This window comes from Stenotrophomonas oahuensis, from assembly GCF_031834595.1.
GTDB lineage: Bacteria > Pseudomonadota > Gammaproteobacteria > Xanthomonadales > Xanthomonadaceae > Stenotrophomonas > Stenotrophomonas oahuensis.
On the sequence record NZ_CP115541.1, the window covers coordinates 3,712,768 to 3,724,507 of the forward strand.

The following is an 11,740-nucleotide window of genomic DNA, read 5'->3' on the forward strand; positions in this document are numbered from 1 at the left end:
TACCTCAACGTCGAATGACACCCAGCCCAGCCGGGCTGGAGGTGCTGGCAAAGGTGCGTCCCAGGCGCTGGCTGGCATCGTCCACGGCGGCCACGGCGCGCTCGATGGTCGGACCGCCGGCAATGGCGGCGATCTTGGCGGCGTAGGACGGGTCGGTGGCATAGCCGGCCTGCTGCAGGCCGCGGGCGAAGCCGCGCACGTCGGTGCCGGCCTGCAGGGCGTTCTGGTAGCGCGGGCTGTTCTTGAGCAGCTTCACGTAGTCGGCAAAGCTTTCGCCAACCGAGCCATAGGCGCGGAAGCTGGCGGTTTCGTTACGGCGTACGCCGTTGACGTACTCATGGGTGCCGGTGGTGGCGCGTTCACCGCTCCAGCCGGTGGCCTTGATGCCGAACAGATTGTGCGAGCTGCCGGCACCGCCGTTGCGCTGGATGAGCTTGCGACCCCAGCCGGTTTCCAGTGCGGCCTGGGCAACCAGCGCCTTGGCATCCACGCCGAGTTCGCGCGCGGCCTGCTGGGCGTGGCCCCAGATGCTGGCGACGAAGCCTTCCGGGGTGTGTGCGCCGAGCTGCGCGGCTGCGGTGCTGCCAGCCAGGGTATCCACGGCCGACGTTGCCGGTGCCGGTGCATTGACGCCGCTCCAGCGGTCGTCCGCCATCGCCGACCAGTCGGTGGTAGCGGTGTTGGTCGCCGCATACGGCTCGCTGCGGCCGATGGCCTCGTGCATCTGGCTGGTTTCGCGACCGGCAATGAGGTCCAGCGCGCGTTCCATCGGCTGCAGCACGGCGGAGGGATCGCGGCCGTTCAACTGCTTCAGCAGGTCGACTTCGCTGCTGGCCGGAGACGGAGCGGCATCGCTGGCAGGCAGGGTCATGGGTGCAGCCGCAGGGGCGTTCAAGCGATAGGCACGCAACGCCGCGCTGGCATCCAGACGGGTGTCGACCGGCTTGGCGGCATCCGCGTCGCCGCCACCGAGCTGGCGCGCGATCATCGCCGACAGCCCCAGGCCGCGTCCCTTGGTCATCGCATCCGCAATCTTCTGGTCGTACATGTCGCGGAACATGGTGTTCTCACCCGGCAGCAGCGAGTCGCCGAAGCTGGCGTCGCGCATGCTCTTGACCAGCATCTGCGCGAACTGTCCCTCGAGCTTCCGCGCAACCTCGTCGACCTTGGCCGGGCTGTTGGGCTGGGTGGGATTGAGTTCGAGTGCCGGTTGAATGCGCATCAGATCACCTCGAGCTCGGCGCTCAGCGCACCGGCCTGCTTGAGGGCTTCCAGGATGGCGATCAGGTCGCCCGGAGCGGCGCCCACGGCGTTGACCGCGTGCACGATCTCATCCAGCGTGGTGCCGCCGTTGAACTTGAACATGCGGCTGCCATCGGCGGTGGCGGTCACGGTGGACTGCGGGGTGACCACGGTGTCACCGCCGGCCAGCGCATTGGGCTGGCTGACGTTGAGGTTCTCGTTGATGGTGACGGTGAGCGAGCCATGCGAAATGGCGGCTGCGCCAACGCGGACCTGGGCCCCGATGACCACGGTGCCGGTGCGCGAGTTGACCACCACCTTGGCCGGCGCTGCGCCCGGGGTAAGTTCCAGGTTTTCGATACGGGCCAGCATGCCGATGCGCGCGCCCGGGTCGCTGGGCGACTGCACCGCCACGGTGACGCCGTCCACTGCACGAGCCGCGCCTTCGCCGAACGCGGCGTTCAGCGCGGTGACCATGCGCGAGACCGTGGTGAAGTCGTTCTGGTGCAGGTTCAACGTGATGTCACCGCCAGCGCTGAACACGTCGGGCAGGGCACGTTCCACAGTGGCGCCGTTGGGAATGCGGCCGACGCTGGGTACATTCACCGAGACCCGCGAGCCATCTTTGCCCTGCGCGCCGAAGCCGCCCACCACCAGATTGCCCTGGGCAATCGCGTACACCTGGCCATCCGCACCGCGCAGCGGGGCCATCAGCAGCGAGCCGCCACGCAGCGACACCGCGTTGCCGATGGACGACACGGTGATGTCGATCGGCTGGCCCGGCTTGGCGAACGGCGGCAGTTCGGCATGGATCGCCACTGCGGCCACGTTCTTCAACTGCGGATTGACGTTGGCCGGCACATTGACGCCCAGCTCGCCGAGCAGGTTCTTCAGGCTCTGCACGGTAAACGGTGCCTGGCTGGTGCGGTCGCCGCTGCCATCCAGACCCACCACCAGCCCGTAGCCCACCAGCGCGTTGCCCCGCACGCCCCCGACCTGGGCCAGATCCTTGATGCGCTCCGCCGAAGCGTTCGCAGCAAAACCAAGAATCCCCAGGATTGTGACTACGCTGTAGAGCCACGCTCTGCGTGGCTGCACAACCCGAACGAAAGAAATGTTCATGTCAGTACTCAGAACGGCGTCAACGCCGAGTTGAAGAACCGGCTCAACCAGCCCATCGCATTGGACTGCGCCACCGGCCCACGCCCGCCATACACGATGCGCGCATCAGCGACGCGGCTGGACGCAATCGTGTTGTCCGGCGTGATGTCCGCGGCGCGCACAATCCCCTGCACCTGCACCAGTTCATCGCCCTGGTTCAGACGCAGGTTCTTCGCGCCCTGCACGACCAGGTTGCCGTTCGGCAGGCGCTGGATCACCGTCACCGTGACGCTGCCCTGCAGGCGGTTGCTCTGCGCGCTGCTGCCCTTGCCGGTGAAGTCACGCGAACCGGTCGCGCTGGCACCGAGGATGTCCTTGCCACCCAGCGTTACCGGTGCACCGAAGATCGTCGGCGTACCCAGTGCCAGGTTCGATTCCTTGTCTGTGCTGGTATTGGCCGTGGTCGACGCGGTGGTGCTTTCGGTCAGCGTGATGGTCAGCAGATCACCGACATCACGCGCACGACGATCCGAATACAGCTGCAGCCCGGGGCCGGCGGCGTAGATCGCGCCAGCGGTCGGGGCCACCTGCGGTGCCATCACCGGCGTGACTGGAGCCATGGCCGGGTAGGGGCGGACATCGCCGGCAATCACGCAACCACCGAGTGAAGCGGTGATGGCGCTGGCCAGCAGGAGGCGAAGGGCAGGGCGCAGTGACATGGGAAAGTCCTGGTTCAGACCGGTCAGACGTTGGTGTTGAGGTAGCCGAGCATGGCGTCGGTGGTGGAAATAGCCTTGGCGTTCATTTCGTAGGCACGCTGGGTTTCGATCATCGAGACCAGCTCTTCGACTACGTTGACGTTGCTGCCTTCCAGTGCACCCTGGACCACGCTGCCGAGGCCGTTCAGACCGGGGTTGCCGTTCTGCGCGGGGCCGGAGGCGGTGGTTTCCAGAAACAGGTTCTCGCCGCGGGCCTGCAGGCCAGCCGGGTTGACGAAGTCGGTCAGGGTCAGCGCGCCGATTTCCACCGAGGCGGCGTCGTCGGCCATCTTCACGCTGATGGTGCCGTCGGTGCCGATGGTGAGCGATTGCGCGCCTTCGGGAATCTGGATGCCCGGCTGCACCGGGTAACCGCTGTTGGTGACCAGCTCACCGTTCTGGTTGCGCTGGAACGAGCCGTCGCGGGTATAGGCCGAGGTGCCGTCGGGCATCTGCACTTCGAAGAAGCCACGCCCATTGACCATCACGTCCAGCGCGCGGCCGGTCTGCTGCTGGCTGCCCTGTTCGAAGTTCTTCGAAGTGGCGACCACGCGCACGCCGGTGCCCAACTGCAGGCCGGTGGGCAACTGGGTCTGCGCCGAGGAGGAACCGCCGGGCTGACGCACCTGCTGGTACAGCAGGTCTTCAAAGCTGGCACGGTCCTGCTTGAAGCCGGTGGTGTTGGTGTTGGCGAGGTTGTTGGACACCACCGACATGCGCGTCTGCTGCGCGTCCAATCCGGTTTTTGCGATCCACAGTGCCTGGTTCATGGCGGTGTTCCTATCAAGCGGTTATCAGGGGTCATGCATGGCGCGTGCCAGAACTGCGCCGGAAAAACGTCACGGCTGCTTATCAGCCGCCCAGACGCAGCAGGGAATTGGCACTGCGGGCGTTTTCGTCGCCGTGCTTGATCACCTTCACCTGCATTTCGTATTGCCGCTGCAGCTGGATCATCTGCACCAGGGCACCGGCGGCATCGACGTTGCTGCCTTCCAGCTGACCGCTTTCCAGCGACTTGCCCTGGGCCTGCACGAACGGCTGCTGCGGATCGGTGTTGCGCATCAGGCCGTCCAGCCCGCGTTCCAGGCGGTCATCAGCGGCCTGCACCACGCGGATGCGGCCGATGTTGGCCATGGTCTGCGGGCCTTCACCCAGCGGGATGATCGAAATCGTGCCGTCATTGCCGATGTCCATCGCCTGGTGCGGTGGAATCGCAATCGGTGCACCGTTCTCGTCCAGCACCGCGTGGCCACCGGCGGTGACCAGCTGACCATTCGGGGTGATCGACAACGCAGCACCCCGGGTATAAGCCTCACCGCCGCCGGCCGGGGCCTGCACCGCCAGCCAGTTTCCCGCCTGAAGCGACAGATCCAGCGGATTGCCGGTGATCTGCTGCGCGCCCTGGCGGCGGTTGAAGCCGGCGTCCACGTGCAGGGCATCCACGCGCGAGGCGTAGCCGTCGCCCTTGATCGGGAAGGCCTCGGTGTTGGCGAGGGCTTCCTTGAATCCAGGCGTATCGGTGTTGGCCAGGTTGTGCGACAGCGTGCCCTGCGCCTGCAGGGAGGCGCGGGCGCCGGTCATCGCAACGTAGAGTGCCTTGTCCATGATCGTGTTCCCGTGTGACGGTCAGCAGCTCATCAACGGATGTTGATGATGGTCTGGGTGATCTGGTCCATCGTCGAGACCATCTGCGAGTTGGCCTGGAAGTTGCGCTGGGCGGTGATCATGTTGACCAGCTGCTCGGTCAGGTCGACGGTGGAGGCTTCCAGCGAACCGGCCTGGATCTGGCCGAGATTGGAGCTGTCCGGCGCTCCGGTGCGCGGCGTGCCCGAGCTGAAGGTTTCCACCCACAGGTTGTTGCCCTTGGCTTCCAGGCCCTGGTTGTTGTTGAACGTGGTCAGGGCGACCTGGCCCAGCGGCTTGTCGTCGCCGTTGGAGTAGCGGGCATACACGACGCCTTCTTCGCTGACCGTGATCTCATTGAGCTTGCCAGCCGCGTAACCGTCCTGCTGGGTGTTGCGCAGTGCGAACTTCTCGCCGTACTGGGTGGAGCCGCTCACGTCCAGGGTCATCGACAGGGTGCCGGCACCGGTGGTCGGGGTGAACGGATCCATCACGATCTGACCGGTGGCCGGCTGGGTCAGTGCGCCGGCATTGTTGAAGGTCAGGGTGGTCGGTGCGCCAGCGGCCTGGCCGTCGACGTAGTTGTAGACCTGCCATTCGTTCGGATTGGCGGTCTTCACGAAGTACGAGGTCTGGGTATGGCTGACGCCCAGCGAGTCGTAGACGGTGATGCCGCCGGTGGAGTGGTTGTAGCTCTTGGAATTGGTCGGGTCGAACGCGGCGATGGTCGGTTCTTCGGCATTCGCCGGCAGGGTGAACGCAGTGGTGACCAGCGCGGTCTGCTTCGGCGGGCTGTCGGTGGTGAGCAGCTGCAGATCGGTCAGGCGGCCGGCATCGAAGCTGGTGCCGTCGGCGTTCGGTGCGAACACCTGCAGACGGGCACCCTGCGGGTTGACCACATAGCCGGCCTGATCGGTCTGGAAGTTGCCGGCGCGCGAATACACGCGGGCACCGTTCATGCTCATGGTGAAGAAGCCCTCACCGGAGATGGCCATGTCCAGGCTGCGACCGGTCTGCTCGTTGTTGCCCTGCGAGAACTGCTGGGCGACGTTGCTCAGGCGCACGCCGGAGCCGACGGCGTTCTTGGACAGGCCGTAGCTGGTGGCCGAGAACAGGTCGGCGAACTCCGAGCGCGATTCCTTGAAGCCGGTGGTGTTGACGTTGGCGATGTTGTTGGCGGTGACGTTGAGGTCGGCGTTGGCGGCATTGATGCCGGACAGCGAAATGTTGAAGCCCATGGCGTTCTCCTTCGAATGCGGTACGGGTTGGATCAGCTGACGCGCAGCACGTAATCGAGCGGGGCAGTGCCCAGCCCCTTGAGGTTGAGGTACAGCCCATCGGAGCCGACCGTGACGCTTTCCACCGGCGCTTCCACGTAGGTGCTCAACTTGGTCTGGGTACCGCTGGTGTCGGTGTGGGTGGCGGTGAGGGTGTACTTGCCGGGATCCAGACGATTGCCGCTGGCATCTTTGCCATCCCAGTCGAAGGTGACTTCGCCGGCGGCCTTGGCTTCCACGCTGATCTGGGCCACCTTCACGCCATTGGCATCGGTGACGTCGACGTTGACGTAGCCGGCACCCGGTGCGGCCACCATGCCGGTGGTGTCACCTTCGCTTTCCAGCTGCCATTGCGTGGACGGCACCAACACCTCATGACCGACCAGCGCCGCACCGCGCAGGACCTGGTCGCCGGCCATCGCTTCCTGGAAGCCCTTGACGGTGGTGTTGAGGTCGGTGATGCCCTGCACCTGCGACAGCTGCGCCATCTGCGCGACCATCTGGGTGTTGTCCATCGGCTTGAGCGGATCCTGGTGCTGCAGCTGCTCGGTCATCAGGCGCATGAAGTCGGCCTGGTCGAGCGTGTCTTTCTTCTTGGTGGTGTCGCTGTTGGGCGCGGTCAGGCCCAGTGCGCTGTAGATGTCGGTGTTGCTGACGCCGCTGGTGGTGCTCATGACGGGGTGTCCTGCAGGAAGAAGGGTCAGCGACCTATGGTCAGGGTGGCCAGTGCCAGTTCCTTGGCGGTGGTCAGCATTTCCACGCCGGCCTGGTAATTGCGCGAGGTCGAAATGAGATTGACCATCTGCGCGACCGGATCGACGTCGGGCTGATAGATGTAGCCATCGGCGTCGGCCAGCGGGTGGCCGGGCTCATAGCGCTTGATCGGCGCGGCGTCGCTCTGGCTGATTTCCTTCACCTGCACCGTGGTGATGTTCGGATCGGTGCGGCTGGTGACGGCCTGGAAGATGGGCTCCAGCGGCTTGTAGACGGTATCGGCCGAGCCGGTGATGGAATCGGCATTGGACAGGTTGGAGGCCAGCGTGCTCATACGCACGGACTGGGCCTGCAGCGCGGAGCCGGCGATATCGAAAATGGGCAGGTTGCTCATGGCTTATTGCCCCGTGATCGCGGTGAGCATGGAGCGCACCTTGGATTCGACGAAGCTCAGCGACGCGCGGTACTCCAGCGCGGCGCGGCCGTAGGCGGCCCGCTCGGTATCCGGATCAACGGTATTGCCGTCCAGACTGGGCTGGATGCCTTCCTTGGTGATCTGGAACGGGTTCAGCCCGTTGCCGGTCAGGAAGTGCTGCTCATTGGTGGCCTGCATCAGCCCATTGCTGTCCAGCCCCTGGGCGTTGCGCAGGGCGGCATCGAAATCCAGGTCCTGGGCCTTGTACCCGGGCGTGTCGGCATTGCTCAGGTTGCTGGCAATCAGCTTCATCCGCTGCTCGCGCAACGGCATGGCCTGGGCATGGACCCCCAGATAGTCGGAAATCAAGTTGGGCATGACGCACTCCCACGGGATGTTGTGGGGAGTTGTGCAAGTGCCATGCCAAAACGGGTGGGAGCCGTAGTGACACGCCATGCGTGTCAGCTCTCCGCTCCGCGTTCATGAAGGCCTGAAGGGCGGCTTCGGACGGTCTGAACGCCGGCCAGGATGCCGCGGTCTGGTTGATGTGGCTTCGGACCCTTGTGCCGCGCTGCGCGCGGTTGACGCGCATGGCGCGTCACTACGAATTGCTACGTGCGCAGGATGATGGCGCTGTTCGCCCGGCTTGCGCCCGGCGGGCCTCAGGCCGCCAACGCCACCTTGCGCAACCGCTCCAGAACCAGGTCGGCCAGTTCGTGGGCGGAGTACTTGGCGACGAAGGCGTTGGCCCCGACGCGCTCGACCATGGCGTTGTTGAATACGCCGGAGAGCGAGGTGTGAAGGAGGACGTACAGGCCGGCCAGGCCCGGATGGCGACGGATTTCCGTCGTCAGGGTGTAGCCGTCCATGGCGGGCATTTCGATGTCGGAGATGACCATGGCGTAACGTTCGGCCGGATTCTCGCCCGAGGCGTGGATCTGCAGCAGGTGGTCCAGGGCCTGCTTGCCGTCCGAGAGCAGGGTGGCCCCCACGCCCAGCTGGTCCAGCACGCTGCGGATCTGCTGACGGGCCACGCGCGAGTCGTCCACCACCAGCACCTGCAGCTGCGGGGCATCTGCGGGAAGCGCCATCGACGGGTCCAGCACTGCTTCGCCGCGGATCTGGGCGATGTCGGCCAGCACGCTTTCCACGTCGATCACCTGGATCAGCTCGCCCTGGAAACGGGTGACCGCGGTGAGGTAGCTCGATTCCGCCCCCAGTTCCGGCGGCGGGTGGATGTCTTCCACCGCGATGTTCACGATCCGCTCCACGCCGCTGACCAGGAAGCCCTGGATGGAGCGGTTGAATTCGGTGACCACCAGATAGCCCGGGGCCTTGTCGGCGTCCGGTTCGCGCTCGGGATGGCCGATCGCCAGGCCCAGGTCCAGCACCGGCACCGAGCGGCCACGAACATCGGCCACGCCGGCGAACTGGCCGGGCAGGCCCGGGACCTGGAACAGGTCGGGCCGGCGCAGCACTTCCTGTACCTTGAAGACGTTGACGCCAAAAAGCTGACGTCCGCCCAGGCGGAACAGCAGCAAGGCAAGGCGATTGTGGCCAGCCAGACGCGTCCGCTGGTCGATGCGATTGAGCAGGTCATGTGACATGGAAGGGGTATCGGCGTGCCCGGCGATCCCTTGAGCGCCGATTGCGGCACGCCGCTTGCATGACCTCGCCCATGTGCCTTTCACGTGGAGTCGCCATGCGTACTCTTGTTACTACGGTCCTGTTCGCGCTGACCGCTGCCAGCCTGGCCCCGGCCATGGCCGCCGGTGCCTGGCAGCCGGTGGAATCCATCCGTGCTGCCGCGCTGTCCACGTTGTCGGCGGGCAGCGAAGGCGAGACCACGCTGGATTCCGCCCTGCGCCTGCCGGCCTGCGGACAGGCGCTGGTGGCACAGCCCACCGCCACCAGCACGGTCGAGGTCAGCTGCCCCGATGCGGGGGGCTGGCGGCTGTTCGTACCGGTCAAGGTGCGCCGCAACCAGACCGTGCTCATTCTCAATCGTGGGATTGCCGCTGGAGAAACCCTCGGCGTGGCCGATATCACCACTGCACAGCGTGACGCCGCCCGGATTGCCGGGGCGGCCCTGGCTGATCCAGCCGCAGCTGTCGGGCGGGTCGCCCGGCGCACGCTGGCCGCAGGCAGCCTGCTGTCGGCCAACGATCTGGTCGCGCAGCGGCTGATCCGCCGGGGCGACAGCGTCTCGCTGGTGTCTCGGCGGGGCGGGGTGGAGGTACGGGTGGCCGGCAAGGCCATGGCCGACGCCGGTGAAAATGAACGCGTCTCGGTCGAGAACCTGTCTTCACGGAAGATCGTGCAGGGTACGGTTGCCGCCAGTGGCGACGTTTTTGTGACGCGGTGAGCAGAAAACTGAATCCGGGGCGGAAAGTGGAAAAAAACCGCAAAAGCCCCTAAAGATGGCGGTCCCCGTGCCGTTATCCCTTGTGAACGCAATTCCCCAGGACAATTCCATGAGCCAGAAAATCGACGGCAACCTGCAGGCGACCGCCCATCTGCGCAGCATTGCGCCGGGAAACAAGCCCAGCGTCAGCACCGATTCCCCGGCGCGCCCGGTGGACGCGGCTGCCAGCGTGAAGCTGACCGGTGAAGCCACCAGTCTGCAGGCCCTGCAGCGCGAACTGAGCACCGCCCCGGCCATTGACGCGAACCGCGTGCAGGCCGTGCGCGAGTCGTTGCAGAACGGCACTTACAAGATCAACCCGGACGCGATTGCCTCGCGCATGCTTGAGCTGGACCAGCAGCTGCAGGGATGAAACCGGCGATGAGCGAGCCATTGCAGCGCCTGAGCGATGCCTTGGACGTCGAGCGCCAGGCATTGGTGGACCATGATGTGCAGGCCCTGATCCGCGCCACCAGCGCCAAGCTGGAGGCACTGCGGGCCCTGGAGGGCACTCCGCCGCTGGGCCATGCCGAGCGGTTACAGGAGCTGGCCGAGCGCAACCGCGCCAATGGCGTGCTGCTGTCACGCCGCCGCCGTGAAGTGAACTGGGCGCTGCGCCAGCTGGGTCGAAGTGAAGAATCCTCGGCCTACGACGCCAAGGGCCAGTCGCACACGCTGCACCCACGCCGCCCGCTGGCGGTGGCCTGAGCGGGCGCGGGTCGAAAACACCCGCACCATCTGAACGCGGTTATATTGGGCACCGGATTCAACTGCCCCCTTTGACCGTGCCCACACCCCAAACGTTTGTCACCGCGGCGCTGCCGCCGCAGCCGGTGCTGCTGGCCCTGTTCGAGCAGATCAACGAAGGCGTGCTGCTGTTCCGCGAGGACGGCAGCATTGCGCTGGCCAATGCCGCCGTGCGCGGCATGCTGGCCCCGGCCGAGCGCGAAGCCGGCTTGAACCCGGCCAACTGGCTGCGCCAGTTGTTGCCACCGGATGCGCTGGAGCATGCGCGCAGCCATGGCCATTGGAATGGCAGCCTGCCGGTCGGCGAGCGGATGGTGATCGCGCACGTCTATCACCACGATGACGCGGGCCAGCGCCACTATCTGGCCTTGTTCCGCCGTATCGAAGGCCAGGAAGACTACGAACGCGAACTGCAGCAGCGCCACGCGGAGCTGCGCCAGGCGTATTTGCGCTTGAACGGCACGCAGGAGAAGCTGCTGCAGTCGGAAAAAATGGCGTCCATCGGCCAGCTGGCGGCGGGCGTGGCGCACGAGATCAACAACCCGATCGGCTATGTGCACTCAAATCTGGGCAGCCTGCAGGAATACCTGCGCAGCCTGTTCACGGTGATCGAAGCGTACGAACGGGCGTTGCGCGCACCGGACCCCAAAGCGCTGATTCCGGAAATCGACGACATCCGCAACCGCTTCGATATCGACTTCATCAGCCGCGATCTGCCGCAGCTGATGGCGGAGTCCCGCGAGGGCATCGAGCGGGTGACGCGGATCGTGCGTGATCTGAAAGACTTCTCGTATTCGGGCCGCGATGAGTCGTGGAAGCTGGTGGACCTGCACGCGGGTCTGGAATCGACGATCAACATCATCTGGAACGAACTGAAGTACAAGGTCGACCTGAAGCGCGAATTCGGCCAGCTGCCGCTGGTGGAGTGCCTGCCCTCAGAGTTGAACCAGGTCTACATGAACCTGCTGCTCAACGCAGGCCATGCGATTGCCGACCGCGGCACGATCACGGTGCGAACGGGCGTGGACGGTGAAACGGTGTGGGTGGAGTTCGAAGACACCGGCGGTGGCATTTCGCCCGAACTGCGCCAGCGCATCTTCGACCCGTTCTTCACCACCAAACCCGTCGGCAGCGGCACCGGCCTGGGCCTGTCGATCTCCTACAGCATCGTCAACAAGCACCACGGCCGCATCGACCTGGACAGCACCCCGGGCGTAGGCTCGAAGTTCCGCCTGGTGCTGCCGATCAAGCAGCCGCGGTAATCGCGAACTGCTGCAGTTGCACGATTTACGTGTCGCCGGGCTTCGCCCGGCTGCTGTTGGTTCTGGGCGAACAGCACGGTGGTTCATCGGTTCCCGTGGTTGGGCGCGCCGGGGTGGGTTTGCGGGACACGCCGTAAACCCGTCCATGGGGGCTCGTAGAAAACATCCATGTTTTCTACGGTCCCGCAAACCCACCC

Annotated in this window: 14 protein-coding genes; 4 read left to right on the forward strand and 10 right to left on the reverse strand. The window is 65.5% G+C overall.

From position 1 onward, the window contains the following. Positions 1 to 4: 4 nt before the first annotated feature. The 10 genes from flgJ to PDM29_RS16655 form a co-directional block, all read right to left on the reverse strand. Positions 5 to 1,222 carry a flagellar assembly peptidoglycan hydrolase FlgJ gene (flgJ, locus tag PDM29_RS16610; protein WP_311191162.1) on the reverse strand — a complete coding sequence of 406 codons (1,218 nt, stop codon included), beginning with the start codon at positions 1,220 to 1,222 and terminating at the stop codon, positions 5 to 7. Beyond that, entirely contained in the window at positions 1,222 to 2,364 is a 1,143-nt protein-coding gene (locus PDM29_RS16615; protein WP_311191163.1) for a flagellar basal body P-ring protein FlgI, read from the reverse strand. Before PDM29_RS16615 ends, flgJ begins: the two co-directional genes overlap by 1 nt. Positions 2,365 to 2,372: 8 nt before the next feature. After that, a complete protein-coding gene (flgH, locus tag PDM29_RS16620) occupies positions 2,373 to 3,062 on the reverse strand; it encodes a flagellar basal body L-ring protein FlgH (RefSeq protein ID WP_311191164.1) in 690 nt (229 codons plus the stop codon). A 23-nt stretch (positions 3,063 to 3,085) separates the two neighbouring features. Next, positions 3,086 to 3,871, reverse strand: a complete 786-nt coding sequence (gene flgG, locus PDM29_RS16625; protein WP_125359118.1) for a flagellar basal-body rod protein FlgG — start codon at positions 3,869 to 3,871, stop codon at positions 3,086 to 3,088. Positions 3,872 to 3,953: 82 nt separating this feature from the next. Then, positions 3,954 to 4,706, reverse strand: coding sequence for a flagellar basal body rod protein FlgF (locus tag PDM29_RS16630; protein WP_311191165.1), 753 nt, complete (start codon positions 4,704 to 4,706; stop codon positions 3,954 to 3,956). A 32-nt stretch (positions 4,707 to 4,738) separates the two neighbouring features. Beyond that, entirely contained in the window at positions 4,739 to 5,962 is a 1,224-nt protein-coding gene (gene flgE, locus PDM29_RS16635) for a flagellar hook protein FlgE (protein ID WP_311191166.1), read from the reverse strand. A 32-nt stretch (positions 5,963 to 5,994) separates the two neighbouring features. Further along, positions 5,995 to 6,675, reverse strand: coding sequence for a flagellar hook assembly protein FlgD (locus PDM29_RS16640; protein WP_311191167.1), 681 nt, complete (start codon positions 6,673 to 6,675; stop codon positions 5,995 to 5,997). A 26-nt stretch (positions 6,676 to 6,701) separates the two neighbouring features. Then, positions 6,702 to 7,109, reverse strand: a complete 408-nt coding sequence (gene flgC / locus PDM29_RS16645; protein WP_311191168.1) for a flagellar basal body rod protein FlgC — start codon at positions 7,107 to 7,109, stop codon at positions 6,702 to 6,704. Positions 7,110 to 7,112: 3 nt separating this feature from the next. After that, a complete protein-coding gene (flgB, locus tag PDM29_RS16650) occupies positions 7,113 to 7,508 on the reverse strand; it encodes a flagellar basal body rod protein FlgB (protein ID WP_311191169.1) in 396 nt (131 codons plus the stop codon). A 284-nt stretch (positions 7,509 to 7,792) separates the two neighbouring features. After that, positions 7,793 to 8,737: a chemotaxis protein gene (locus PDM29_RS16655; protein ID WP_311191170.1), complete on the reverse strand. Its 945-nt coding sequence runs from the start codon at positions 8,735 to 8,737 to the stop codon at positions 7,793 to 7,795. A gap of 95 nt (positions 8,738 to 8,832) precedes the next feature. Between PDM29_RS16655 and flgA the strand changes: the two genes are divergently transcribed. The 4 genes from flgA (at position 8,833) to PDM29_RS16675 (ending at position 11,543) form a co-directional block, all read left to right on the forward strand. Continuing rightward, positions 8,833 to 9,495: a flagellar basal body P-ring formation chaperone FlgA gene (flgA, locus tag PDM29_RS16660; RefSeq protein ID WP_311191171.1), complete on the forward strand. Its 663-nt coding sequence runs from the start codon at positions 8,833 to 8,835 to the stop codon at positions 9,493 to 9,495. A 109-nt stretch (positions 9,496 to 9,604) separates the two neighbouring features. Beyond that, positions 9,605 to 9,907: a flagellar biosynthesis anti-sigma factor FlgM gene (flgM, locus tag PDM29_RS16665; protein ID WP_311191172.1), complete on the forward strand. Its 303-nt coding sequence runs from the start codon at positions 9,605 to 9,607 to the stop codon at positions 9,905 to 9,907. After that, a complete protein-coding gene (locus tag PDM29_RS16670) occupies positions 9,904 to 10,242 on the forward strand; it encodes a flagellar protein FlgN (protein ID WP_311191173.1) in 339 nt (112 codons plus the stop codon). The genes flgM and PDM29_RS16670 overlap by 4 nt, the downstream gene beginning before the upstream one ends. Positions 10,243 to 10,319: 77 nt before the next feature. Then, positions 10,320 to 11,543 (forward strand): ATP-binding protein, encoded by a 1,224-nt coding sequence (locus PDM29_RS16675; protein WP_311191174.1) that lies wholly within the window; start codon positions 10,320 to 10,322, stop codon positions 11,541 to 11,543. The last annotated feature ends 197 nt before the right edge of the window (positions 11,544 to 11,740 follow it).